A 25,326-nucleotide genomic window follows, 5' to 3' on the forward strand; every position below is an offset into this window, starting at 1 on the left:
GGCCGCTTGATTGCATATGCTTGTATGTACAAGTAAAGATGTGTGCGTAAGACTCTCCTTCGCACCATCAATGTTCGCGCATCGATCGCCGAGGAGTTCTTGTTGTGACCAAGCCTACAAAATACCGTGACGTCGAAATCCGCGCCGCCCGCGGTAACAAGCTCACTGCCAAAAGCTGGCTGACTGAAGCGCCGCTGCGCATGCTCATGAACAACCTCGACCCGCAAGTGGCCGAGAACCCCAAAGAACTGGTGGTGTACGGCGGTATTGGCCGTGCAGCGCGCAACTGGGAGTGCTACGACCAGATCGTCGAGAGCCTCACCAACCTGAATGACGACGAAACCCTGCTGGTGCAATCCGGCAAGCCGGTCGGCGTGTTCAAGACCCACAGCAATGCCCCGCGCGTGCTGATCGCCAACTCCAACCTGGTGCCGCACTGGGCCAGCTGGGAGCACTTCAATGAACTGGATGCCAAGGGCCTGGCCATGTACGGCCAGATGACCGCCGGCAGCTGGATCTACATCGGCAGCCAAGGCATCGTCCAGGGCACCTACGAAACCTTCGTTGAAGCCGGTCGCCAGCACTACGATTCAAACCTTAAGGGCCGTTGGGTCCTCACCGCCGGCCTCGGCGGCATGGGCGGTGCCCAGCCTCTGGCCGCAACCCTTGCCGGCGCATGCTCGCTGAACATTGAATGCCAGCAGGTCAGCATCGATTTCCGCCTCAACAGCCGCTACGTCGACGAACAAGCCACCGACCTCGACGACGCCCTGGCCCGCATCGCCAAGTACACAAAGGAGGGCAAGGCCATCTCCATCGCGCTGCTGGGTAACGCCGCTGAAATCCTGCCGGAACTGGTCAAGCGTGGCGTGCGCCCGGACATGGTCACCGACCAGACCAGCGCTCACGACCCGCTCAACGGTTACCTGCCGGCCGGCTGGACCTGGGACGAATACCGCGCCCGCGCCAAGACCGAACCGGCTGCCGTGATCAAGGCCGCCAAGCAGTCCATGGCGGTGCACGTCAAAGCCATGCTGGAATTCCAGAAACAAGGCATCCCGACCTTCGACTACGGCAACAACATCCGCCAGATGGCCCAGGAAGAAGGCGTGGAAAACGCGTTCGACTTCCCAGGCTTTGTACCGGCGTACATCCGCCCGCTGTTCTGCCGTGGCATCGGCCCGTTCCGTTGGGCTGCGCTGTCGGGTGACCCGCAGGACATCTACAAGACCGACGCCAAAGTCAAAGAACTGATCCCCGACGACGCGCACCTGCACAACTGGCTGGACATGGCGCGCGAGCGCATCAGCTTCCAGGGCCTGCCGGCGCGTATCTGCTGGGTTGGCCTGGGCCAACGCGCCAAGCTCGGCCTGGCGTTCAACGAGATGGTGCGCAGCGGCGAGTTGTCGGCACCGGTAGTGATCGGCCGCGACCACCTGGACTCCGGCTCGGTCGCCAGCCCCAACCGCGAAACCGAATCCATGCAGGACGGCTCCGACGCCGTGTCCGACTGGCCACTGCTCAACGCCTTGCTCAACACCGCCAGCGGCGCGACCTGGGTTTCGTTGCACCACGGCGGCGGCGTGGGCATGGGCTTCTCCCAGCACTCCGGCATGGTCATCGTCTGTGACGGTACCGACGAAGCGGCCGAGCGCATTGCCCGCGTGCTGCATAACGACCCGGCCACCGGTGTGATGCGCCATGCGGACGCGGGTTACCAGATCGCCATCGACTGCGCCAAAGAGCAGGGCCTCAATCTTCCAATGATCAAGTAACCCATGTGGGAGGGGGCTTGCTCCCGATGGCGGTGTATCAGCCAATAGGTCTGGTGACTGACCCACTGCTATCGGGAGCAAGCCCCCTCCCACCGTTGAGCGGCGGCGACCCCAAAACAATCCATCAGAGGTTGAACACCCATGGCTGCAAGTGACGCGCGTGCAAGCACCACCCCGTTGATCGAGAAACGTTCGATCGACTACATCCCGGAAGCGGAAAGACACGGTCGTCTATTGAGCCAGTTCACCCTGTGGCTGGGTGCCAACCTGCAGATCACCGCGATCGTCACCGGGGCCCTGGCCGTGGTGCTGGGCGGTGATGTGTTCTGGTCGTTGATCGGTCTGTTGATCGGTCAACTGCTGGGCGGCGGCGTGATGGCGTTGCATGCGGCACAGGGCCCCAAGCTGGGCCTGCCGCAGATGATCTCCAGCCGGGTGCAGTTCGGTGTGTACGGCGCGGCGATCCCGATCGTACTGGTCTGCTTGATGTACCTCGGTTTCACCGCAACGGGCACCGTGCTTTCCGGTCAGGCCCTGGGCCAGTTGTTTGGCGTCAGCGACAGCGTCGGGATCCTGATCTTCGCCAGTGTCATCGTGCTGGTCACGGTGCTCGGTTACCGGGTGATCCACTTCATCGGCCGCGTTGCCAGCGTCATTGGCGTGATTGCCTTTGTCTACCTGTTCAGCCGTCTGATGAGCCAGGCCGACGTGGGCGCACTCCTGCAAATCCGGCACTTCAGTTGGAGCAGCTTCCTGCTGGCGGTGTCGCTCGCGGCCTCCTGGCAAATCGCCTTCGGCCCATACGTGGCGGACTATTCACGCTACCTGCCGAGCACGACGTCCTCGGTGAAAACCTTTCTTGCCGCAGGTGCAGGTTCGGTGGTGGGTGCACAGGTGGCGATGATCCTCGGCGTGTTTGCCGCGGCCATGTCCAACGGGCAATTTGCCGGCCACGAAGTGGCCTACATCGTGGGCCTGGGTGGTACGGGGGCGACTGCGGCGCTGCTGTATTTCAGCATCGCGTTCGGCAAAGTCACTATCTCCACGCTGAACTCCTACGGCAGCTTCATGTGCATTGCCACCATCATCAGCGGCTTTCGCGGTCGCCTGGAGGTCACGCGCTTGCAGCGGTTGTTTTTCGTGCTGGTCATCGTCGGTACGGCGACCCTGATCGCCTTGCTCGGGCAGCACTCGTTCCTGGGGGCGTTCAAGTCCTTCATCCTGTTCCTGCTGGCGTTTTTTACGCCATGGAGCGCGATCAACCTGGTTGACTACTACTGCATCACCCGCGATCGCTACGACGTACCGGCGCTGGCCGATCCAAACGGGCGCTATGGCCGTTGGAACCTGCTCGGTATCAGCGTGTATGTCTTCGGTGTGTTGGTGCAATTGCCGTTCATCTCCACCAAGTTCTACACAGGTCCCCTGGTGGCGGCCCTGGGTGATGTGGATATTTCCTGGATCATCGGCCTGGTACTCCCCGCCGCGCTTTACTACTGGGCTGCGAAAAAGTGGCCCGCCGCACACCCTGAACACCTGATCCTGCCGAAAGAGCAGGGCGCTGTACCAACGACGACAAACGGGCTGGTTGCACAGGCCTGAGGGGACGTGGACAGGGCTGGATGCCTACTGACTGCCGTAATCCATTTCATGATTGGGAGCGTCACAACAATGAAAATGCATAAGACCCTGTTGGCCACCGTATTCTCTGCGGGCGTGCTGGCCACTGCTGGCGCCCAGGCGGCCGGTTGGTGTGAATCCGGAAAACCGGTGAAATTCGCCGGCCTGAACTGGGAAAGCGGCATGTTGCTCACCGACATCCTGCAAACCGTGCTGGAAAAAGGCTACGACTGCAAAACCGACAGCCTGCCAGGCAACTCCATCACCATGGAAAACGCCCTGAGCAGCAACGACATCCAAGTGTTTGCCGAAGAATGGGTCGGCCGCAGCGAAGTCTGGAACAAGGCCGAGAAGGCCGGCAAAGTCGTCGGTGTCGGTGCCCCTGTGGTGGGCGCTATCGAAGGCTGGTACGTACCGCGCTACGTGATCGAAGGCGACGCCAAGCGCAAGCTTGAACCCAAGGCGCCGGGCCTGAAAAACATCGCCGACCTGGCCAAGTACGCCTCGGTGTTCAAGGACCAGGAAGAACCGTCCAAGGGCCGTTTCTACAACTGCCCGGCCGGCTGGACCTGCGAGCTGGACAACAGCGAAATGCTCAAGAGCTATGGCCTGGAAAGCACCTACACCAACTTCCGCCCAGGCACCGGCCCGGCGCTGGATGCGGCAGTGCTGTCGAGCTACAAGCGCGGCGAGCCGATCCTGTTCTACTACTGGTCGCCAACCCCGTTGATGGGCCAGGTCGACCTGGTCAAGCTGGAAGAAAAGCCCGGTGTGGATAAGACCGTGAGCATCAAGGTCGGCCTGTCCAAGACCTTCCACGAACAAGCCCCGGAACTGGTGGCCGTGCTGGAAAAAGTCAACCTGCCCATCGACCTGCTGAACCAGAACCTGGGGCGCATGGCCAAGGAGCGCATTGAGTCGCCGAAACTGGCGAAAATTTTCCTCAAGGAACATCCTGAAGTCTGGCACGCCTGGGTGAGCGACGAGGCAGCCAAGAAAATCGACGCGGCCTTGTAGGTCAAGTGTGCACGGCTACCCTCATGGGTAGCCGGGCGCCTGGCCACAACCCACTGGATCGAGAGCACGCTATGTTTCCTGAAAGTTTTACGTTTTCCATCGCCGACTGGGTCAATGGTTGGGTGGATTCACTGGTCACCAACTACGGCGATGTGTTCCGGCACATCTCCGACACCCTGCTGTGGGCCATCGTCAACCTGGAAGGGTTGCTGCGTGCCGCCCCCTGGTGGCTGATGCTGGCCATCGTCGGCGGTGTTGCCTGGCATGCCACCCGCAAGGTGCTGACCACGGCGGTGATCGTCGGTTTGCTGTTCCTGGTGGGCGCGGTCGGCCTGTGGGACAAGCTGATGCAGACCCTCGCGTTGATGATGGTCGCCACGGTGATCTCGGTGTTGATCGGCATCCCGCTGGGCATCCTGTCGGCGCGCAGCAATCGCCTGCGCTCGGTGCTGATGCCGTTGCTCGACATCATGCAAACCATGCCCAGCTTTGTGTACCTGATCCCGGTGCTGATGCTGTTCGGCCTGGGCAAGGTGCCGGCGATCTTCGCCACGGTGATCTACGCCGCGCCGCCGCTGATTCGCCTCACCGACCTGGGGATTCGCCAGGTCGACGGCGAAGTCATGGAAGCCATCAATGCTTTCGGTGCCAACCGCTGGCAACAGCTGTTTGGCGTGCAATTGCCGCTGGCGCTGCCGAGCATCATGGCCGGTATCAACCAGACCACCATGATGGCTTTGTCGATGGTGGTGATCGCCTCGATGATCGGCGCCCGTGGCTTGGGTGAAGACGTGCTTGTCGGCATCCAGACCCTCAACGTCGGCCGTGGCCTCGAAGCCGGGCTGGCGATCGTGATTCTCGCAGTGGTCATCGACCGCATTACCCAGGCCTATGGTCGTCCACGGCATGAGGCGAGCAAATGACTACTGTCAGCAAAATCGAAGTTAAAAACGTCTTCAAGATCTTCGGCGCCCGCTCCAAGGAGGCGCTGGCGATGGTTGGCCAGGGCAAGACCAAGGACCAGGTGCTGGCCGAGACCGGTTGCGTGGTCGGCGTGAACGATTTGTCCCTGAGCATCGGCACCGGTGAGATCTTCGTGATCATGGGCCTGTCAGGCTCGGGTAAATCCACGCTGGTGCGCCACTTCAACCGCCTGATCGACCCCACCAGCGGCGCGATCCTGGTGGACGGCGAAGACATCCTGCAACTGGACATGGACGCCCTGCGCCAATTCCGTCGACACAAGATCAGCATGGTGTTCCAGAGCTTCGGCCTGCTGCCCCACAAGAGCGTACTCGACAACGTCGCCTACGGCCTCAAGGTGCGTGGCGAAACCAAGCAGGTCTGCGCTGAACGCGCGCTGCACTGGATCGAAACCGTGGGCCTCAAGGGCTACGAAAACAAGTACCCGCACCAGCTCTCCGGCGGCATGCGCCAGCGTGTCGGCCTGGCCCGCGCCCTGGCCGCTGACACCGACATCATCCTGATGGACGAAGCCTTCAGTGCCCTCGACCCGCTGATCCGCGCCGAAATGCAAGACCAGTTGCTCGAGCTGCAAAAGACCCTGCACAAGACCATCGTGTTCATCACCCACGACCTCGACGAGGCCGTGCGTATCGGCAACCGCATCGCGATCCTCAAGGACGGCAGGCTGATCCAGGTCGGCACCCCCCGGGAGATCCTGCATTCGCCGGCGGATGAGTATGTGGATCGGTTTGTTCAGCGGCGCGCGGCGGTGGTCTGACCCAGGTTCTGTGGTGAGGCTCAAGCTCCCTCCCACATTTTGAATGCATTCCCCAGTGGGAGGGAGCTTGCCCCCGATGAGGCCGGCAAAGCTGTAGAGAATATGAAGAGGTCAACAATGTCCCAGGCAGCAAAAATCATCATCGCCGACACCCCCCTGCGCTGGCAGGACGTGGTCGCCGTGGCCCGTCACGGTGCGGTGCTTGAACTCTCTGGCCAGGCCTGGGCGCGTATCGACAATGCCCAGGCCATCGTGCAGCGCATCGTCACCAGCGGCGAACGCGCCTACGGCGTGAACACCGGCCTGGGCGCCTTGTGCAACGTGTCGCTTAAAGGCGAGCAACTGAGCCAGCTGTCGCGCAATACCCTGTTGAGCCACGCCTGTGGCGTCGGCCCGGTCCTCAGCGACGAGCAGACCCGCGCGATTATCTGCGCGGCGGTCATCAACTACAGCCACGGCAAATCCGGCCTGCATCCGCAGGTGGTGCATTCGTTGCTGGCGCTGCTCAACCACGGCATCACGCCGCAAGTACCGTCCCAGGGCTCGGTGGGTTACCTGACCCATATGGCCCATGTCGGCGTGGCGCTGCTGGGTGTGGGTGATGTGAGCTATCGCGGCCAGATCGTCCCGGCGCAACAGGCCCTGGACGAAGAAGGTTTGCAGCCGGTGGTACTCGGGGCCAAGGACGGCCTGTGCCTGGTCAACGGCACGCCGTGCATGACCGGCCTGAGCTGCCTGGCCCTGGCCGACGCCCATCATTTGCTGCAATGGGCCGACGTGATCGGCGCCATGAGCTTTGAGGCCCAGCGCGGCCAGATCGACGCCTTCGACGAAGAAATCATCGCCCTCAAGCCGCACCCGGGCATGCAGCATGTCGGCAGCAACCTGCGTGCGTTGCTCGATGGCAGTGAAGTGATCGCCAGCAGCAAAGGTATCCGCACCCAGGACGCCCTGAGCCTGCGCTCGATCCCGCAGATCCACGGCGCGGCGCGCGACCAGGTGGAGCACGCGACTCGCCAGATCGAGACCGAACTCAACAGCGTCACCGACAACCCGCTGGTGCTCGGCACACCGGACCACTACCGCGTGGTGTCCCAGGCCAACCCCCACGGCCAGTCCGTCGCCCTGGCCGCCGACATGCTGGCGATTGCCATGGCCGAAATCGGCTCGGTCGCCGAACGCCGTCTCGACCGCCTGATCAACCCGCACGTCAGTGGCCTGCCGGCGTTCCTGGTGAGCAACCCCGGGGTCAACTCCGGGATGATGATCGTGCAGTACGTCGCCGCTTCACTGTGCGGACAGAACCGCCAGTTGGCGCAACCGGCGGTGCTCGACAACTTCGTCACCTCGGGGCTGCAGGAAGACCACCTGAGCATGGGCACCAACGCCGCGCTCAAGCTGCACCAGGTATTGGCCAACGTCACCCAGATCCTCGCCATCGAGTACCTGCTGGCGGCCCAGGCCTTCGAATTCTTGAAAGACCAACGCTTCGGGGCGGGCACCGACAGTGCCTGGCGCCTGCTGCGTGAAGTGGTACCCGCCTATGAGCAGGACCGTTGGCTGGCGCCGGATATTGCGGCTGCCGCCAAGGTGCTCAAGGACACCGCATTACCGAATCTGCACTGAACACGTATTTCAAAAGAATAATTCACAAGGAGTATGAATGTGACTGCGCTAAACCTGATTCCAGGCCAACTGAGCCTTGCCCAACTGCGAGCCATCTACCAGCAGCCGGTAACCCTCAGCCTGGATGACAGTGCCTCGGCCCAGATCGAAGCCAGTGTCGCCTGCGTGGAGCAGATTCTCGCCGAGAACCGCACCGCCTATGGCATCAACACCGGTTTCGGCCTGCTGGCCTCGACCCGCATCGCCAGCGAAGACCTGGAAAACCTCCAGCGTTCCCTGGTGTTGTCCCACGCCGCCGGCGTCGGTGAGCCGATCAGCGATGCGCTGGTACGGCTGGTCATGGTGCTCAAGGTCAACAGCCTCAGCCGTGGGTTCTCCGGGATTCGCCGGCAGGTGATCGACGCTCTGATCGCGCTGATCAACGCCGAGGTGTACCCGCATATTCCGTTGAAAGGCTCGGTGGGCGCTTCCGGTGACTTGGCGCCGTTGGCCCACATGTCCCTGGTGCTGCTGGGCGAAGGCAAGGCGCGCTACAAGGGCGAATGGCTGCAGGCCACCGACGCGCTGAAAGTCGCCGGCCTGACGCCGCTGACCCTCGCCGCCAAGGAAGGCCTGGCGCTGCTCAACGGCACCCAGGTGTCCACCGCCTATGCCTTGCGTGGCCTGTTCGAAGGCGAAGACCTGTTCGCCGGTGCCCTGGCGTGCGGCGGCCTTACCGTGGAGGCGGTGCTGGGCTCGCGCTCGCCGTTCGACGCACGTATTCATGCGGCTCGCGGTCAACGTGGGCAAATCGATTCGGCGGCGGCCTACCGTGACCTGCTGGGTGAGAGCAGCCAGGTGTCGCAGTCGCACCAGAACTGCGACAAGGTGCAGGATCCGTACTCCCTGCGCTGCCAGCCACAAGTCATGGGCGCCTGCCTGACTCAGTTGCGCCAGGCGGCCGAGGTGCTGGTGGTCGAAGCCAACGCCGTGTCCGACAACCCGTTGGTATTTGCCGCTGAGGGGGACGTGATCTCCGGTGGCAACTTCCACGCCGAACCGGTGGCCATGGCCGCTGACAACATGGCCCTCTCCATCGCTGAAATCGGCTCCCTGAGCGAGCGTCGTATCTCGCTGATGATGGACAAGCACATGTCGCAACTGCCGCCGTTCCTGGTGGGCAATGGCGGGGTGAACTCCGGCTTCATGATCGCCCAGGTGACCGCTGCAGCACTCGCCAGCGAGAACAAGGCACTGTCCCATCCCCATAGCGTCGACAGCATCCCGACGTCCGCCAACCAGGAAGACCACGTGTCGATGGCCCCGGCAGCCGGCAAGCGCCTGTGGGAAATGGCCGAGAACACGCGCGGCATCCTCGCGGTGGAATGGCTGGCTGCGTGCCAGGGCCTGGACCTGCGTGAAGGCCTGAAAACCTCGCCGAAACTGGAAAAAGCCCGTGGCATCCTGCGCGCCAAAGTGGCGTTCTACGACAAGGACCGCTTCTTCGCCCCGGACATCATCGCCGCCAGTGAACTGCTCGCCAGCCGCTGCCTGAATGAGCTGGTGCCGGCCAAGTTGCTGCCGAGCCTGTAACCCTAGGAGTGTCGGATGAAAACCCTTTGGCAGCACTGCCACGTCGCAACCATGGCCCAGGGCAAATACTCGATCATCGAGGATGCGGCCATGGTCACCGTAGGTTCGCTCATCGAGTGGATCGGCCCGCGCAGCGAAGTACCGACGGCGGATTACGCCCAGGTGCATGACCTGCAAGGCGCGTGGGTCACTCCCGGGCTGATCGACTGCCACACCCACACGGTGTTTGGTGGCAATCGCAGCGGCGAATTCGAGCAGCGCCTCGAGGGCGTGAGCTATGCCGACATCGCGGCCAAGGGCGGCGGTATTGCCAGCACCGTGCGCGCCACCCGCGCCGCGACGGAGGATGAACTCTTCGCCAGCGCCCACAAGCGCTTGCGCAGCCTGCTGCGCGACGGCGTGACCACGGTGGAGATCAAGTCCGGTTACGGCCTGGACCTGGCCAACGAGCGCAAGATGTTGCGGGTGGCTCGGCGCCTTGGCGACGCGCTGCCGGTCAGCGTGCGCGCCACGTGCCTGGCGGCCCATGCATTGCCGCCGGAGTACAAGGATCGCGCCGACGATTACATCGAGCACATCTGCGCCGAGATGCTGCCGGCCTTGGCGGCGGAAGGGCTGGTGGACGCGGTGGATGCGTTCTGCGAATACCTGGCGTTTTCCACCGAGCAGGTCGAGCGCGTGTTCAAGGTCGCCCAGCAACTCGGCCTGCCGGTGAAGCTGCATGCCGAGCAGTTGTCGTCGTTGCACGGCTCCAGCCTGGCGGCGCGTTACCACGCGCTGTCGGCGGACCACCTGGAATTCATGACCGAAGAAGACGCCATCGCCATGGCCGCTGCCGGCACCGTCGCCGTTTTGCTGCCGGGCGCGTTCTACTTCCTGCGCGAAACCCAGCTGCCGCCGATGGACGCCCTGCGCAAGCACGGCGTGAAGATCGCCATCGCCAGCGACCTCAACCCAGGCACCTCGCCAGCGTTGTCGGTGCGCCTGATGCTGAACATGGCCTGCACCCTGTTCCGCATGACCCCGGAAGAAGCCCTGGCCGGTGCCACGCAACATGCGGCCACCGCCCTTGGCATGGGCGACACCCATGGGTCCCTGGAAGTGGGCAAGGTCGCCGACTTTGTCGCCTGGCAGATTGATCGCCCCGCCGACCTGGCCTACTGGCTGGGTGGCGAGCTGGATAAACGCGTCGTGCGCCACGGCGTCGACGTCACTGTGTAAGGAGCATTGCTGTGGATAAGGTTCTGAACTTCAAACAAGGCCGTGTGCCGCTGCTGATCAGCATGCCCCACGCCGGCCTGCGCCTGACGCCTGTGGTGGAAGCCGGGTTGATCCCCGAAGCGCAAAGCCTGCCGGACACCGATTGGCACATCCCCACGCTGTATGACTTCGCCGATGAACTGGGCGCCAGCACCTTGTCGGCCGAGTATTCGCGGTTCGTCATCGACTTGAATCGTCCGTCCGACGACAAGCCATTGTATGCAGGCGCCACCACCGGTCTGTATCCGGCCACATTGTTCGACGGCGTGCCGTTGTTCCGCGAGGGGCTGGAGCCGAGCGAGACCGAACGCGCCAGCTACCTGCAAAAGATCTGGGGCCCTTACCACCGCACGTTGCAAGAAGAACTGGCACGGCTCAAGGCCGAGTTCGGTTATGCGCTGCTGTTCGATGCGCACTCGATCCGCTCGGTGATCCCGCACCTGTTCGACGGCAAACTGCCGGACTTCAACCTGGGCACCTTCAACGGCGCCGCCTGTGATCCGGAACTGGCCAGCCAGCTCGAGGCCATCTGCGCCACCCATCCTCAGTACACCCACGTCTTGAACGGGCGCTTCAAGGGCGGCCATATCACCCGCCATTACGGCAACCCGGCGCAGGATATCCATGCTGTGCAGTTGGAGTTATGCCAGAGCGCGTATATGGAGGAGTTCGAGCCGTTCCGCTATCGCCCGGATCTGGCCGAGCCGACGCAAGTGGTGTTGAAGCAGCTGCTGGAAGGCGTGCTGGCGTGGGGGGGCAAGCGCTACGGGTGACGAACGGTCGCCACTGTGCAACTCACAGTCGCCACAGGTCGTGTTGAGAGAGGCCTCGCTCGGTAAGGTTGTGGATACGGCGCACCAGACGCCACTTCCCACAATAAAGCTGCCGAGTGAGACCTTTTTCATGAAAAGACTCTTCAACCGTTACCTGTTGACCCTCACCGGCGCGGCACTGCTCAGTGCCCAAGCCATGGCCGCCGAGCCGGCCTCCTGCAAATCCATCCGCATGGGCGTGGTCAGCTGGACCGATGTGCTCGCCACCTCGGGCATGGCCGACGTGCTGCTCAACGGCCTGGGCTATGACAGCAAACAGACCAGCGCTGTGCAGCAGATCATCTTCGCCGGCATTCGCGACAAACGCCTGGACGTGTTCCTCGGCTATTGGAAACCGGCGATGGACAACAACATCGCGCCGTTCCTGGCCGCCAGGCAGGTCAAGGTTTTTGATAAGCCCAGCCTGGCCGACGCCCAGGCCACCCTGGCCGTGCCGCAATACGTGGCTGACGCCGGGCTGAAGACCTTTGCCGACATTGCCCGCTTCAAGGACAAACTCGGCGGCAAGATCTACGGCATCGAGCCCGGCAGCGGCGCCAATACCGATATCCAGAAAATGATCGACACCAACCACTTCGGCCTGGGCGGCTTCAAGCTGGTGGCCTCCGGTGAAGCGGGCATGCTGGCCGCCGTGCAACGCGCGGTGAACCGCAAGGAGTTCGTGGTGTTTGTCGGCTGGACCCCACACCCGATGAACATCAACATGAAAATGGCCTATCTCATGGGCAGCGAAGATGTGTTCGGCCCTGATGAGGGCCGCGCCACGGTCTCCACCGTCACCGCACCGGATTTTGCCGAGCGTTGTCCCAACGCTAACCGCGTGCTCGAGAACCTGACCTTCACTGCCGCCCAGGAAAGCCAGTTGATGGTGCCGATCATGGAGCGCCAGTCGCCGCAGGACGTGGCCAGGCAATGGCTGCGCGACCACCCCGAGGATTTGCAGCGCTGGTTGGCCGGGGTTACAGCATTTGATGGCAGCGATGGCTTGGCGTCGCTCCAGGCCTACCTCAAACCCTAAGCCAAATGCAGCCCCAACGGTGGGAGGGGGCTTGCCCCCGATAGCGCCATGCCTCACACCCTATCCGGTGACTGATCCACCACAATCGCAAGCAAGCCCCCGCAGGCCTTGAACCTGCTGTGCCAGAGATCATTGCGTATGTACCCACTATCCCCGCAACTCGCCGCCTTCATCGAAAAAACCACGTCCTTCGCCGGCAACGACTCTTCCCCGGCGGGCCTGCGCCAAAGTTACGACCGCATGTGCCAGGCATTCACCCCGCCCAAACCGGGAGGCTTGCAGCTCGCGGACTTCACCCTGGCCGGCGTGGGCGCGCGCAGCTATCTGCCGTCAACACCGCCGCCCGCCGATGGCTGGCCATGCCTCCTCTATATACACGGCGGCGGCTGGGTGGTCGGCGGCCTGGATTCCCATGACTTCATCTGTTTCGAGCTGGTCAATGCCCTTCAGGTGCTGGTAATCGCCATCGACTACCGCCTGGCGCCCAAGCACCCGTTCCCGGCTGCCTACGACGACTGCCGCGCGGTGTGGCAGGCGATCCAGGCAGGGGAGTGCCCGCACGCCATCAACCGGCAACGCCTGGCGGTGGTGGGTGACAGTGCGGGCGGTAATCTGGCGGCGGCGTTGTGCCTGGGCTTGCGCGATGATGGCCAGCCTATGCCGCGCGCACAGGTCCTGATTTACCCCGGACTGGGCGGCCCGGCCGATTTGCCATCGCGCCGTGACTGCAGGGACGCGCCGTTGCTCAGCAGCGCCGACACCGATGGCTACCTGGCGCTTTACCTGCGCGGTGCGGACACGGCATCAGCCTATGCCATGCCGCTGCTGGCCGAGGATTTCAGTGGTTTGCCCAAGGCCTTGATCGCCGTGGCCCAATTCGACCCGCTGCGCGACGACGGCGTGCTGTATGCCGAGCGTCTGCAACAGGCTGGTGTGCCTGCGCTGTTGTATCCGGGCAAAGGCCTGGTCCACGGCTGTTTACGTGCGCGCGGCCAGGCCCCGGAGGTGGATCGGCTGTACGGTTATCTGCTGAATTACCTGAGGAGTGAAGGGCTGACACAGGTCTAAGCGCTCAAGGACATGCTCATTGCACAATTCGGGTTTATAGTGCCAGACGGCAAAATAAAAGACGTCCCCCCAGGGATGAACCCGACCCCCTACGGAGCGCGCAATGCAGACTTGGTACCCGCAGATCAAACCCTACGCCCGGCACGATCTGGCCGTCGATGACACCCACACGCTCTACGTCGATGAAAGTGGCTCCCCCGAAGGCTTGCCTGTCGTATTCATCCACGGTGGCCCTGGCGCCGGTTGCGATGCCCAGAGCCGCTGCTATTTCGATCCCAACCTGTACCGCATCGTTACCTTCGACCAGCGTGGCTGCGGCCGTTCCACCCCGCGCGCCAGCCTGGAAAACAACACCACCTGGGACCTGGTCGCCGACCTTGAGCGCATCCGCGAACATCTTGGCATCGACAAATGGGTGCTGTTCGGCGGCTCCTGGGGCTCGACCCTGGCCCTGGCCTACGCGCAAACCCACCCTGAACGTGTGCATGGCCTGATCGTGCGCGGTATTTTCCTCGCCCGCCCGCAGGACATCGAATGGTTCTACCAGGCTGGTGCCAGCCGCCTGTTCCCGGATTACTGGCAGGACTACATCGCTCCGATTCCTGCCGATGAGCGTCACGACATGATCGCGGCCTACCACAAACGCCTGACCGGCAACGACCAGATCGCCCAGATGCACGCCGCCAAGGCTTGGTCCGGCTGGGAAGGGCGCATGCTGGGCCTGTGCCCGAGCCCGCAGCACGTGGAGCGTTTTTCCGAGCCTCAGCGTGCGCTGTCCATTGCGCGTATCGAGTGTCACTACTTCACCAACAACTCCTTCCTGGAGCCCAACCAGCTGATTCGCGATATGCACAAGATCGCCCATCTGCCTGGCGTAATCATCCATGGCCGCTACGATATGATCTGCCCGCTGGATAACGCCTGGGAGCTGCATCAGGCATGGCCGAACAGCGAACTGCAGGTCATCCGTGAAGCGGGGCATGCGGCGTCCGAGCCTGGTATTACCGATGCACTGGTACGCGCGACCGGCGAAATGGCACGGCGCCTGCTTGATCTACCGCCAGAAGAAGCATGAAGGGCCTGCTGCAACGGGTGCGCGGCGCCCGTGTCGAAGTGGCGGGCGAAATTGTAGGGGCGATCGAACAGGGTTTGCTGGTGCTGGTGGCCGTCGAACCTTCAGATACGCCCGCGAGCGCCGACAAACTGCTGCACAAGCTGCTTAACTACCGGGTGTTCAGCGACGACGAGGGCAAGATGAACCTGTCGTTGAAGGCTATCGATGGGGGATTGCTGCTGGTGTCGCAGTTCACCCTGGCGGCGGATACCAAGAGCGGCCTGCGGCCAAGCTTCTCCACCGCCGCGCCGCCGGCCCTGGGAGCGGCGCTTTTTGATCACTTGCTGTTACAAGCGCAACAATTGCATGGCAAGGTGGCCTCGGGGCGTTTTGGCGCAGATATGCAGGTGCATTTGGTCAATGATGGCCCTGTGACCTTTCTCTTACAGACATGAATGTATTAAAAACGACTTTAATGCCTAAAAACGTAGGGTTTCGCTACAAATACTTCGTTGTCCCTGATGCGTTGTTTCGCGGGCTACTAGATAATCGCGCGCTACGGGGATCAGCGTTGTTTGGTCCATTTTTGACTTAGGTAGAGACTTGTCCGACGGCCTCAGGGGAATCATTTTGCCCCAGGGGAGTCGGAACAATGCTCGCCAACCTGGCATATAGATAGCTGGCCGTTGGTTTTTTGATCTGTTTTCGGCGAGGGTTGCTCGTGATTGTTAGTCCCTGTAATGCACCAAAATTGTCTGCCAAACGGTTACGAAACGCACTGGTGACGGGCTCTGCCCTGTTTTGCCTGTTCGGCGCGGGTCAACTGTGGGCATTCAGTCTGGACGATGTGTCGGCCAAGGCAAAAGAGCTGGCCGGGCAGAAATACGAAGCTCCGCGCAGCAATCTGCCGAACGAATTCCGCGAAATGAAGTTCGCGGACTACCAAAAGATTCGTTTCCGCAACGAAAAAGCCGAATGGGCCGATCAAAACACCCCGTTCAAGTTGTCCTTCTATCACCAGGGTATGCATTTCGATACACCGGTGAAAATCAACGAAGTGACCGCCGACAGCGTCCAGGAAATCAAATACGACCCGGCTCGCTTCGATTTCGGCGACGTGAAGTTTGATCCTAAAGCCACCGAACAGCTGGGTTATGCCGGTTTCCGTGTGCTGTACCCGATCAACAAGGGCGACAAGCAAGACGAAATCATGACCATGCTCGGCGCCAGCTATTTCCGCGTCGTCGGTAAGGATCAGGTCTATGGCCTGTCCGCCCGTGGCATGGCGATCGATACCGCGCTGCCGTCGGGTGAAGAATTCCCGCGCTTCACCGAGTTCTGGATCGAGCGTCCGAAACCGGGTGACAAGCACCTGGTGATCTTCGCCTTGCTGGATTCGCCACGCGCCACCGGTGCCTATCGCCTGATCCTGCGTCCGGGCACCGACACGGTTGTCGATGTGAAATCCCAGATGTTCCTGCGTGACAAGGTCAGCAAGCTGGGCGTTGCCCCGTTGACCAGCATGTTCCTGTTCGGCGCCAACCAGCCGTCCAAGGTGCTCAACTACCGTCGCGAGTTGCACGATTCCAGCGGCCTGTCGATCCATGCCGGCAATGGCGAGTGGATCTGGCGCCCTCTGAACAACCCTAAACACCTGTCGGTCAGCAACTTCACCGTGGAGAACCCGCGTGGGTTCGGCCTGCTGCAACGCGGTCGCAACTTCAGCCACTACGAAGACCTCGACGACAACTACGACAAGCGCCCAAGCGCGTGGATCGAGCCTGAAGGCGACTGGGGCAAGGGCTCCGTCGACCTGGTCGAGATCCCGACTGCCGATGAAACCAACGACAACATCGTTGCGTTCTGGAGCCCGGCCGAACTGCCGGAAGTCGGCAAGCCCCTCGACGTAGCCTATCGCCTGCACTGGACCCTCGACGACGCCGCGTTCCACTCGCCGGACAGCGCCTGGGTCAAGCAGACCCTGCGTTCCACCGGTGACGTGAAGCAATCCAACCTGATCCGTCAGCCGGATGGCAGCGTCGCGTACCTGGTGGACTTCGAAGGCCCGGCCCTGAAAAAACTGCTGCCGGACGCCCCGGTGCGCAGCCAGGTGAGCGTGGGTGACAACGCTGAACTGGTAGAAAACAGCGTGCGTTACAACGAGCACACCAAAGGCTGGCGCCTGACCCTGCGCCTGAAGATCAAGGACGCAGGCAAGCCGACCGAGATGCGTGCGTCGCTGGTGCAGGACATCGTGCAGCCCGAGCCCGAGAAGGTTTCGACTCAAGTGCTCAAGGCCGACAAGGTCCTGGCCAAGCAACACGAGAAACAGGCCAAGAAAGACGCGAAAGACAAGGAAGCCAAGCAGCCAGAAGCTGCCCCAGCCACGCCGGAGCCGATCAAGACCGAGCAAGTCCTGACCGAAACCTGGAGCTATCAGTTGCCTGCCGATGAGTAATTCTCAAATCCAGCCAGAGACTCTGTCCGAGTACCTGGCGCATCTTCCGATGACCGCTGAGCAGCGCGCCGAGTTGGCGGGCTGCACATCCTTCACCGAGTTGCACGAGCGCTTGTCGTCCAAAGTGTTTGATGCGCCTGTCGACGCCGCCCAGGCGTCGGTGGGTCGCCGGTTGACCCTCAGTACGGCTGAAGAGCTGCAAGACGCTGAAATGCTGGGGCTCGACGCCAGTGGGCGTGTGTGCCTCAAAGCCACGCCGCCGATTCGGCGTACCCGCGTGGTGCCTGAACCCTGGCGCACCAATATCCTGGTGCGCGGCTGGCGTCGGATCACCGGCCGCAGCAATCCGCCGGCCCCGCCGAAGGATGAGCGCGTATTGCCGGCAGCCCGCTGGCGTACCGTGGGTTCGATTCGGCGTTACATTCTGCTGGTGCTGATGCTCGGCCAGACCATCGTGGCCGGCTGGTACATGAAAGGCATCATGCCGTACCAAGGCTGGTCGCTGGTCGACTTCGACGAGATCCGCAACCAGACCCTGCTGCAAACCGCCACCCAGGTGCTGCCTTACGCCCTGCAAACCAGCATCCTGATCATGTTCGGGATCTTGTTCTGCTGGGTCTCGGCCGGTTTCTGGACCGCATTGATGGGCTTCCTCGAACTGCTCACCGGCCACGATAAATACCGGATTTCCGGTAAAAGTGCCGGCGATGAGCCGATCCCGAAAGACGCGCGCACCGCGCTGGTCATGCCGATCTGCAACGAAGACGTGCCGCGCGTATTCGCCGGTTTGCGCGCGACGTTCGAATCGGTGGCCGCTACCGGTGACCTCGATCGTTTCGACTTCTTCGTGCTCAGCGACAGTAACGAAGCCGACATCTGCATCGCCGAGCAGCAAGCCTGGCTCGACGTCTGCCGTGAGGCGGGTGGCTTCGGCAAGATCTTCTATCGCCGCCGTCGCCGTCGCGTGAAGCGTAAAAGCGGCAACCTCGACGACTTCTGCCGTCGTTGGGGCGGTGACTACAAGTACATGGTCGTTCTCGACGCCGACTCCGTGATGAGCGGCGAATGCCTGACCAGCCTGGTGCGCCTGATGGAAGCCACGCCGGATGCCGGGATTATCCAGACCGCGCCACGTGCGTCGGGCATGGACACCCTGTATGCGCGCATGCAGCAGTTTGCCACCCGCGTGTACGGCCCACTGTTCACCGCCGGCCTGCACTTCTGGCAGCTGGGTGAATCCCACTACTGGGGTCACAACGCGATCATCCGCATGAAACCGTTTATCGAGCACTGCGCCTTGGCGCCATTGCCGGGTAAAGGTGCATTCGCAGGTTCCATCCTGTCCCACGACTTCGTTGAAGCGGCGCTGATGCGCCGTGCCGGCTGGGGCGTGTGGATTGCCTACGACCTGCCGGGCAGCTATGAAGAACTGCCGCCGAACCTGCTGGATGAACTCAAGCGTGACCGTCGCTGGTGCCACGGCAACCTGATGAACTTCCGCCTGTTCCTGGTCAAGGGCATGCACCCGGTGCACCGCGCGGTGTTCCTGACCGGCGTGATGTCCTACTTGTCGGCACCGTTGTGGTTCCTGTTCCTGGTGCTGTCGACGGCCTTGCTGGCGGTCAACACGCTGATGGAGCCGCAGTACTTCATGGCGCCACGCCAGTTGTACCCACTGTGGCCGCAATGGCATCCGGACAAGGCGGTGGCGCTGTTCTCCACGACCATCGTGCTGCTGTTCCTGCCGAAATTGCTGAGCATCATCCTGATCTGGGCCAAGGGCGCTAAAGAGTTCGGCGGCAAGTTCAAGGTGACGATGTCGATGCTGCTGGAGATGCTGTTCTCCATGCTGCTGGCGCCGGTGCGGATGATTTTCCACACCCGTTTCGTACTCGCCGCGTTCCTCGGCTGGGCCGCGACCTGGAACTCGCCGCAGCGTGATGACGACTCCACCCCGTGGGGCGAAGCGATCAAGCGTCACGGCACGCAGACCTTGCTGGGATTCTTCTGGGCGCTGCTGGTGGTGTGGCTGAACCCGAGCTTCCTGTGGTGGCTGGTACCGATCGTGGGTTCGCTGATGCTGTCGATCCCGGTGTCGGTGATCTCCAGTCGGGTCAACCTTGGCTTGAAGTCCCGCGATGAGAGCCTGTTCCTGATTCCTGAGGAATACAATCCGCCGCAGGCACTGCTGTCCACCGACAAGTACACCCACGAAAACCGTTGGCACGCGCTGAAAGATGGCTTTGTGCGTTCGGTGGTCGACCCGCAGCAGAACGCCCTGGCCTGTGCCCTGGCAACCTCGCGTCACGGTCAGGCCGAGCCGATCGAGTACCTGCGTGCCGAACGTGTGCGCCACGCATTGAAAGTCGGCCCTGCCGGCCTCAACAACGGCGAACGCCTGGCGTTGCTCAGCGACCCGGTAGCCCTGGCCCGCTTGCACGAGCAGATCTGGAGCGAAGGGCATGCCGAGTGGCTCGCTGCCTGGCGTGATTCGATCAAGGCCGACCCGCACGCGCCTTTGCTGCCGCTGCAACCGCTGTCATTCCAGGCCCAACCGGCCTGATTCAGGCGCCCCCGAGGGTTCACTTCGGGGGCGTTCGAAGCGCTGGTCCTACAGCGTTTCCATCTTCTTCTTTATCGCCCTAACTCCTTGTTATTTCGAAACAAAAGACCCTTGTTCGAGGCGTATTTACGTGCCCGTGAGTGGGGTAGGATCGCCCCCCAAATTTGACTCGGTCACAGGGGGATTCATGATCAAAAGGTATTGTTCGGCATTGCTGATCGGCGTTATTGCATTGATTCACGGAGGTCTGGTGCAGGCCGGTGCCATCGACGACGCGGTTCGGCGTGGTGTGCTGAAAGTTGGCACCACGCCCACCTACATCCCCTTTGAAATGACCGATAGACAGGGGCGTATCGTTGGCTTTGAAATCGACCTGCTCAAGGTGATGAGCCAGGCCCTGGGCGTGGAGCTTGAATTGGTCAGCGTGCCCTACACCGAGCTGCTGCCTGGGCTGCAGGCGAAAAAGTTCGACCTGATCGGCAGCGGCATGACCGTCACCCAGGAGCGCAACCTGAAGCTCAATTTCAGCGACTCCTTTATCGTGGTGGGGCAAACCGTGTTGCTGCACCCCAGCCTCAGGGGCAAGGTCACCAGTGTTGAAGACCTGGACGACGCCACTTACCGGGTCACCACCGTCCAAGGCACCACTGGCGAGACAGCGGCGCAACGATTCCTGGGGGCGGCGCGGTTGAGCGCTTTTGCAACGCCACAGGAAGCCGTGCGCCAAGTGGTGAACGGCGCCGCCGATGCCTTTATTTATGATGCGCCGTACAACCTGATTGCCCTGAGCTTGCCGGAAAACCGCGAGCTGCTGGCGCTTGAACAGCCGTTCACCTTTGAACCCTTGGCGTTTGGCGTGAAGAAAGGCGATTTTGACAGCCTTAATTGGATCAACCATTTCCTCAATCAGGTCGCCCAGGACGGGACCTACGATCGCTTGCACGACAAGTGGTTCAAGGACATGGACTGGATGGTTGAGGTTGACTGGAAGTCATAACTTCTTACACATCAATCCGTTGCCGATGTGGCCGACGCAAGTGTCTATCCCTGCATTTGGCCGCACCGTTGTGGGGCTTTTCCGACATACGCAGATAACAATTACCCGTGAAACCTTTGTGACGGGCAATGAGTGGGTTAGGATCGCACCCCGAATTGGTGCAGCCCTTTTGCGCGCCGACCTTATAAGAATCGTTCAGGGGACTTGATGATGAAAAAGTATCTTTCGATGCTGCTGCTCGGCGTCACCGCGCTGGTCGCGGCCAATGCCGCCCAGGCCGGTGCCATCGACGATGCGGTCAAGCGCGGCACGCTGAAAGTCGGCATGGACCCGACCTACATGCCGTTTGAAATGACCGACAAGCGCGGGGAAATCATCGGCTTCGAAGTCGACATCCTCAAGGCCATGGCCAAGTCCATGGGCGTCAAGCTGGAGCTGGTGTCCACCGGCTATGACGGCATCATCCCCGCGTTCCTGACCGGCAAGTTCGACATGATCGGCAGCGGCATGACCCTGACCCAGGAACGCAATCTGCGCCTGAACTTCAGCGAACCCTTCATCGTAGTCGGCCAGACCCTGCTGATCCGCAAGGAGCTGGAAGGCACCATCAAGTCCTACAAAGACCTGAACGACGAGAAATACCGCCTGACCTCCAAGCTCGGCACCACCGGTGAGATGGTCGCCAAGAAGCTGATCTCCAAGGCCAAGTACCACGGCTATGACAACGAGCAGGAAGGTGTGCTGGACGTGGTCAACGGCAAGGCCGATGCCTTCGTGTATGACGCGCCGTACAACGTGGTCGCCGAGAAGAAAGTCGGTAACGGCAAGCTGGTGTTCCTCGAAGAACCCTTCACCTTTGAACCGCTGGCGTTCGGCCTGAAGAAGGGTGACTACGACAGCATCAACTTCATCAATAACTTCCTGCACCAGATCAAGAACGACGGCACCTACGATCGCATCCATGACAAGTGGTTCAAGAGCTCCGAGTGGCTCAAGGACATGGAATAAAGCGGGACTGTTTTCTGTTGTGAGGGGGCTTGATGTGGCAAGCCCGCTCGCCACCTCAGGTGTGCGTGCCACGATTCTTTTGGATGCTGAGTAAATGAAACAGAAAAAAGCCCAATGGCCCTGGCACCTGCTGACCGTGGTTGTGCTGGTTGGCCTGGCCGGCGCGTTGTATTACGCCACCTCGCTGATGTCCTACGAATGGCGCTGGAACCGTGTGCCGCAATACTTCGCCTACCAGGCCGAAGAGGCCCAGCGTGCCGCAGACATCTCGACTGTCGTCGAGCTGGTCCGCAAAGGCGATGTGGCCGAAGTCACCCTGCGCAACGATGCCGGCGTCGAACAACGCGTGAGTGTGGCCGACAACAGCCTGCAAGTGGCGCGCGGCGATGATTTGGCCGAAGGCGATGTCATCGGTGTTAACCGCCATTGGGCGTTGGGCCCGTTGATGTGGGGCTTGTGGACCACGTTGTGGCTGTCGGTGGTGTCCGGGATCCTCGGCCTGGCGATTGGCCTTGCCACCGGGTTATGCCGACTGTCCACTAACCCGACCCTGCGCGATCTGTCGACGATCTACGTCGAGCTGGTGCGTGGCACGCCGCTATTGGTGCAGATCTTCATTTTCTATTTCTTTATCGGCACGGTGCTCAACTTGTCCCGGGAGTTTGCCGGGATCGCCGCGCTGTCGCTGTTCACCGGGGCCTATGTGGCGGAAATCGTCCGCGCGGGTGTCCAGTCCATCACCCGTGGCCAGAACGAGGCGGCTCGCTCCCTGGGCCTGAGCGCCAGCCAGTCGATGCGCCATGTGGTGCTGCCGCAGGCCTTCAAGCGCGTGCTGCCGCCCCTGGCCGGGCAATTCATCAGCCTGGTGAAAGACACCTCGCTGGTCTCGGTGATCGCCATTACCGAGCTGCTCAAAAGCGGTCGCGAAGTGATCACCACCTCGTTCTCGCCGTTTGAAATCCTGTTCTGCGTTGCAGGGTTGTACCTGCTGATCAACCTGCCGCTGTCGAAAATGGCCAGCCGGCTTGAGCGGAGGCTCGCGCAAAGTGATTGAAGTCCGCGATCTGGTAAAAGTCTTCGATACCCGCGGGCACGTGGTGCGCGCGGTGGACCATGTGACCACTCAGGTGGCCAAGGGCGAAGTGCTGGTGGTAATCGGCCCGTCCGGTTCCGGCAAGTCCACGTTCCTGCGTTGCCTCAATGGCCTGGAAGAGTTCGATTCGGGTTCGGTGAGCATCGATGGCTTGCAACTGGCCGACCCGAAAACCGATGTGAACGCCTATCGGCGTGAAGTCGGCATGGTGTTCCAGCACTTCAACCTGTTCCCCCACATGACCGTGTTGGAGAACCTGTGCCTGGCGCAAAAAGTCGTGCGCAAGCGCGGCAAGAAGGAGCGCGAAGCCAAAGCCCTGGCACTCCTGGAAAAGGTCGGAATTGCGCAGAAAGCCAACGAGTTTCCATCACGGCTTTCCGGCGGACAGCAACAGCGCGTGGCGATTGCCCGGGCGTTGGCGATGGAACCCAAGGTGATGCTGTTCGACGAGCCCACCTCGGCCCTGGACCCGGAAATGGTCGGTGAGGTGCTGGATGTCATGAAGACCCTGGCCCTGGAAGGCATGACCATGGTCTGCGTCACCCACGAAATGGGCTTTGCCCGTGAAGTGGCGGACCGGGTGCTGTTCTTCGATCATGGCAAGTTGCTCGAAGATGCGGCCCCGGCCGAGTTCTTCGCGGCGCCTAAAGACCCGCGCGCCCAGGCGTTCCTGCGTCAAGTGCTATAGGTCGCGGGGCGTTCATACCTTGAACCGCCCCACGCACTGCTGCAAATCCGTTCCCAGCCGCGCCAGTTCGACACTGGCCGCTGCCGTCTGTTCACTGGCGGCGGCGGCTTGCTCCGAGGCGTCGCGCACTTTCAATACGCTGCGATTGATCTCTTCGGCCACTGCACTTTGCTCCTCTGCCGCTGCGGCGATCTGCGGGTTCATTTCCTGGATGACCGCCACCGTGCGGGCGATCTCCGTGAGGGAGTCCCCGGCGTTGCGGGCCAGGCCGACGCTGTTGTCGGTCAGGGTGCGGCTGTAGTCCATGATGTCGGCCACCTGTTGTGTACCGCTGTGCAGGCCTCCAATCAGCTCTTCGATTTCCTCTGCGGACTGCTGGGTCCGTTGGGCGAGACCGCGCACCTCGTCGGCGACCACCGCGAACCCTTGACCGGCCTCGCCGGCGCGAGCGGCTTCTATCGCGGCGTTGAGCGCCAGCAGGTTGGTCTGCTGTGACACAGACTTGATCACATCCAGCACGCTGCTGATTTTCTGGCTTTCCCGTTGCAGCCCTATCATGGCCTGGCCTGCGCGCGCCATTTCATGGGCAAGGTGCTCGATTTGCGCCACGGCATCCGTCACCACCTGATCGCCCAGTTCAGTCTGTTGATTGGCCTGGCCGGCAGCGATCGACGCCTGCTCGGCATGGCGCGCAACCTCTTGGGCGGTGGCGAGCATCTGATTCATCGCGGTTGCGACCTGCTCGGTTTCATCGCGCTGATTGTTCACCCCGGCACGCGTTTGTTCGGTCACGGTGGAAAGCTCTTCGGCAGCGCTGGCGATTTGCCTCGCGTTGTCGCTGATGTTGCCAATCAGCCCCCGCAGGCTAAGCGTCATTTGGGTCATGCTGCTTTGCAACTGGCCCAGCTCATCCCGGCGTCGGGTCTGCACATCTTGGCTCAGGTCGCCCTCGGCAATGCGATTGGCGACTGTCAGCGCCCTACGCAGCGGCTTGACGATTTGCCCGGCAATCACCCAGGCGGCCAGGGCGCCGAAGAGCAACGCAGCAGCAGTAATGCCCAGGGTTTGGGTGCGGGCCTGCTCGGCTTCCCTGTCGCGTCGTTGGGTCTGGTCCTGGCTCAAGAGATCACTCTGCCCGAGCAACTGATCCAACTGCTGCTCCAACTGGTTTTGCGTGTTTTCGGTGGCGAGTTGGGTGTCCTTGAGGCGTGTCAGGTGGGTGCGAATGCTGAGCACGGCGTTTTTCAGCACGCCGCTATCGACCGGCAGTTTTGCCACGGCTGCCTGGGCGAGTTCGAGGTTGCGCTCGGCGTCGCTGACGGCCTGGGCGTAGGCATCCAGCGAACTGGCGGCCCAGGCAGGGCTCTGGGCACGATCTTCGGCCTGTTCGATGGCTTGGCGCAGGTCTTCGATGGCATCCAGGGCCTTTGTGTCGTCCTGGTCCGGGAGATCGCTTGCGAGTTGGGCCAGGACATCACCGGTCCGCGTGGTGGTCTGCTTCAGTTGCTCCCGGGCGTTTTCGCGTTTCTCAACCAGTGAGGGGACGTCCTTGAGGGTGGTTTTGAACGTTACATTGATGCGGGCCATCTCCTGCAGATACCCAATGGATTTTGGCACTTTGAGCCGACTGGAAAGCTCCACCAGAAGCCCGTCGATCTTTACCGTGCTCACACTCAATCGATTGAAACTGGTGGGGTCGTCCAGGGTGCGGTAAATGATCCTGTCGGCCCGCAGTTCTTCGCCAGCCACCGCCAGTTGCGCGAGTACGGTCAGCGTTTGCGAGCGGTAAAGGGACGCAGCCAGGGCTTGCCAGCCGGTCACGGCAATCACGAAGCTCAGGGCCAGTACCAAGGAGAAACCCAGGGCGAGTTTGAGGGTGACACTGGCGTCACCCAACAGATGAGTCATTCGACGAAGCATGATTAACCTCCG

General features: G+C 61.8%; 20 protein-coding genes. 19 read left to right on the plus strand and 1 reads right to left on the minus strand.

Annotation, left to right across the window (positions count from 1 at the left end; translation table 11 throughout):
- The first annotated feature begins 104 nt into the window (after positions 1 to 104).
- The 19 genes from hutU to ACHPFG_RS02780 all read left to right on the plus strand — a co-directional run bounded on the left by hutU (position 105) and on the right by ACHPFG_RS02780 (position 23,394).
- Entirely contained in the window at positions 105 to 1,775 is a 1,671-nt protein-coding gene (gene hutU / locus ACHPFG_RS02690) for a urocanate hydratase (RefSeq protein WP_053140434.1), read from the plus strand.
- 141 nt (positions 1,776 to 1,916) lie between these two features.
- A complete protein-coding gene (locus ACHPFG_RS02695; RefSeq protein ID WP_131696896.1) occupies positions 1,917 to 3,377 on the plus strand; it encodes a purine-cytosine permease family protein in 1,461 nt (486 codons plus the stop codon).
- Between the two features lie 69 nt (positions 3,378 to 3,446).
- Positions 3,447 to 4,412 carry an ABC transporter substrate-binding protein gene (locus ACHPFG_RS02700; protein ID WP_431701543.1) on the plus strand — a complete coding sequence of 322 codons (966 nt, stop codon included), beginning with the start codon at positions 3,447 to 3,449 and terminating at the stop codon, positions 4,410 to 4,412.
- Positions 4,413 to 4,483: 71 nt separating this feature from the next.
- Positions 4,484 to 5,335 carry an ABC transporter permease gene (locus ACHPFG_RS02705; RefSeq protein ID WP_017738813.1) on the plus strand — a complete coding sequence of 284 codons (852 nt, stop codon included), beginning with the start codon at positions 4,484 to 4,486 and terminating at the stop codon, positions 5,333 to 5,335.
- The gene (locus tag ACHPFG_RS02710) at positions 5,332 to 6,156 is read left to right on the plus strand and encodes a quaternary amine ABC transporter ATP-binding protein (RefSeq protein WP_051429333.1); all 825 of its coding nucleotides are present in this window, start codon (positions 5,332 to 5,334) and stop codon (positions 6,154 to 6,156) included. Before ACHPFG_RS02705 ends, ACHPFG_RS02710 begins: the two co-directional genes overlap by 4 nt.
- Positions 6,157 to 6,273: 117 nt before the next feature.
- Positions 6,274 to 7,782 carry a histidine ammonia-lyase gene (gene hutH, locus ACHPFG_RS02715; RefSeq protein ID WP_431701544.1) on the plus strand — a complete coding sequence of 503 codons (1,509 nt, stop codon included), beginning with the start codon at positions 6,274 to 6,276 and terminating at the stop codon, positions 7,780 to 7,782.
- A gap of 33 nt (positions 7,783 to 7,815) precedes the next feature.
- A complete protein-coding gene (hutH, locus tag ACHPFG_RS02720; protein WP_431701545.1) occupies positions 7,816 to 9,354 on the plus strand; it encodes a histidine ammonia-lyase in 1,539 nt (512 codons plus the stop codon).
- 15 nt (positions 9,355 to 9,369) lie between these two features.
- Positions 9,370 to 10,575 carry an imidazolonepropionase gene (gene hutI, locus ACHPFG_RS02725; protein ID WP_184745495.1) on the plus strand — a complete coding sequence of 402 codons (1,206 nt, stop codon included), beginning with the start codon at positions 9,370 to 9,372 and terminating at the stop codon, positions 10,573 to 10,575.
- Between the two features lie 11 nt (positions 10,576 to 10,586).
- Complete coding sequence (hutG, locus tag ACHPFG_RS02730; protein ID WP_431701546.1) at positions 10,587 to 11,387, plus strand: N-formylglutamate deformylase; 801 nt, start codon at positions 10,587 to 10,589, stop codon at positions 11,385 to 11,387.
- A gap of 130 nt (positions 11,388 to 11,517) precedes the next feature.
- Positions 11,518 to 12,465, plus strand: coding sequence for a choline ABC transporter substrate-binding protein (locus ACHPFG_RS02735; protein ID WP_431701547.1), 948 nt, complete (start codon positions 11,518 to 11,520; stop codon positions 12,463 to 12,465).
- A 138-nt stretch (positions 12,466 to 12,603) separates the two neighbouring features.
- On the plus strand, positions 12,604 to 13,533 hold the full coding sequence (locus ACHPFG_RS02740; protein WP_431701548.1) for an alpha/beta hydrolase: 930 nt from the start codon (positions 12,604 to 12,606) through the stop codon (positions 13,531 to 13,533).
- 103 nt (positions 13,534 to 13,636) lie between these two features.
- Positions 13,637 to 14,608, plus strand: a complete 972-nt coding sequence (gene pip, locus ACHPFG_RS02745; RefSeq protein ID WP_027605045.1) for a prolyl aminopeptidase — start codon at positions 13,637 to 13,639, stop codon at positions 14,606 to 14,608.
- Entirely contained in the window at positions 14,605 to 15,042 is a 438-nt protein-coding gene (gene dtd, locus ACHPFG_RS02750) for a D-aminoacyl-tRNA deacylase (protein WP_431701549.1), read from the plus strand. Before pip ends, dtd begins: the two co-directional genes overlap by 4 nt.
- Positions 15,043 to 15,365: 323 nt before the next feature.
- Positions 15,366 to 17,045 (plus strand): glucan biosynthesis protein G, encoded by a 1,680-nt coding sequence (locus ACHPFG_RS02755; protein WP_431703432.1) that lies wholly within the window; start codon positions 15,366 to 15,368, stop codon positions 17,043 to 17,045.
- A complete protein-coding gene (gene mdoH / locus ACHPFG_RS02760; RefSeq protein WP_431701550.1) occupies positions 17,038 to 19,608 on the plus strand; it encodes a glucans biosynthesis glucosyltransferase MdoH in 2,571 nt (856 codons plus the stop codon). The genes ACHPFG_RS02755 and mdoH overlap by 8 nt, the downstream gene beginning before the upstream one ends.
- A 187-nt stretch (positions 19,609 to 19,795) precedes the next feature.
- Positions 19,796 to 20,605 (plus strand): transporter substrate-binding domain-containing protein, encoded by an 810-nt coding sequence (locus ACHPFG_RS02765; protein WP_431701551.1) that lies wholly within the window; start codon positions 19,796 to 19,798, stop codon positions 20,603 to 20,605.
- Positions 20,606 to 20,815: 210 nt separating this feature from the next.
- Complete coding sequence (locus ACHPFG_RS02770; RefSeq protein WP_041160821.1) at positions 20,816 to 21,613, plus strand: transporter substrate-binding domain-containing protein; 798 nt, start codon at positions 20,816 to 20,818, stop codon at positions 21,611 to 21,613.
- Positions 21,614 to 21,707: 94 nt separating this feature from the next.
- Positions 21,708 to 22,667 carry an amino acid ABC transporter permease gene (locus ACHPFG_RS02775; RefSeq protein ID WP_431701552.1) on the plus strand — a complete coding sequence of 320 codons (960 nt, stop codon included), beginning with the start codon at positions 21,708 to 21,710 and terminating at the stop codon, positions 22,665 to 22,667.
- Positions 22,660 to 23,394, plus strand: coding sequence for an amino acid ABC transporter ATP-binding protein (locus tag ACHPFG_RS02780; RefSeq protein WP_027605038.1), 735 nt, complete (start codon positions 22,660 to 22,662; stop codon positions 23,392 to 23,394). Before ACHPFG_RS02775 ends, ACHPFG_RS02780 begins: the two co-directional genes overlap by 8 nt.
- Positions 23,395 to 23,406: 12 nt before the next feature.
- On the opposite strand, the gene ACHPFG_RS02785 is transcribed toward ACHPFG_RS02780, so the two are convergent.
- Positions 23,407 to 25,314, minus strand: coding sequence for a methyl-accepting chemotaxis protein (locus ACHPFG_RS02785; protein ID WP_431701553.1), 1,908 nt, complete (start codon positions 25,312 to 25,314; stop codon positions 23,407 to 23,409).
- Between the last annotated feature and the right edge of the window lie 12 nt (positions 25,315 to 25,326).

The sequence above is a fragment of the Pseudomonas sp. BR20 genome (genome assembly GCF_050780135.1).
GTDB lineage: Bacteria > Pseudomonadota > Gammaproteobacteria > Pseudomonadales > Pseudomonadaceae > Aquipseudomonas.

Coding starts and splice junctions, on each gene's coding strand:
- ACHPFG_RS02695 (WP_131696896.1), top strand. CDS start 1,917: ATGGCTGCAAGTGACGCGCGTGCAAGCACCACCCCGTTGATCGAGAAA.
- ACHPFG_RS02700 (WP_431701543.1), top strand. CDS start 3,447: ATGAAAATGCATAAGACCCTGTTGGCCACCGTATTCTCTGCGGGCGTG.
- ACHPFG_RS02705 (WP_017738813.1), top strand. CDS start 4,484: ATGTTTCCTGAAAGTTTTACGTTTTCCATCGCCGACTGGGTCAATGGT.
- ACHPFG_RS02710 (WP_051429333.1), top strand. CDS start 5,332: ATGACTACTGTCAGCAAAATCGAAGTTAAAAACGTCTTCAAGATCTTC.
- hutH (WP_431701544.1), top strand. CDS start 6,274: ATGTCCCAGGCAGCAAAAATCATCATCGCCGACACCCCCCTGCGCTGG.
- hutH (WP_431701545.1), top strand. CDS start 7,816: ATGAATGTGACTGCGCTAAACCTGATTCCAGGCCAACTGAGCCTTGCC.
- hutI (WP_184745495.1), top strand. CDS start 9,370: ATGAAAACCCTTTGGCAGCACTGCCACGTCGCAACCATGGCCCAGGGC.
- ACHPFG_RS02735 (WP_431701547.1), top strand. CDS start 11,518: ATGAAAAGACTCTTCAACCGTTACCTGTTGACCCTCACCGGCGCGGCA.
- ACHPFG_RS02740 (WP_431701548.1), top strand. CDS start 12,604: ATGTACCCACTATCCCCGCAACTCGCCGCCTTCATCGAAAAAACCACG.
- pip (WP_027605045.1), top strand. CDS start 13,637: ATGCAGACTTGGTACCCGCAGATCAAACCCTACGCCCGGCACGATCTG.
- dtd (WP_431701549.1), top strand. CDS start 14,605: ATGAAGGGCCTGCTGCAACGGGTGCGCGGCGCCCGTGTCGAAGTGGCG.
- mdoH (WP_431701550.1), top strand. CDS start 17,038: ATGAGTAATTCTCAAATCCAGCCAGAGACTCTGTCCGAGTACCTGGCG.
- ACHPFG_RS02765 (WP_431701551.1), top strand. CDS start 19,796: ATGATCAAAAGGTATTGTTCGGCATTGCTGATCGGCGTTATTGCATTG.
- ACHPFG_RS02770 (WP_041160821.1), top strand. CDS start 20,816: ATGAAAAAGTATCTTTCGATGCTGCTGCTCGGCGTCACCGCGCTGGTC.
- ACHPFG_RS02775 (WP_431701552.1), top strand. CDS start 21,708: ATGAAACAGAAAAAAGCCCAATGGCCCTGGCACCTGCTGACCGTGGTT.
- ACHPFG_RS02785 (WP_431701553.1), bottom strand. CDS start 25,314: ATGCTTCGTCGAATGACTCATCTGTTGGGTGACGCCAGTGTCACCCTC.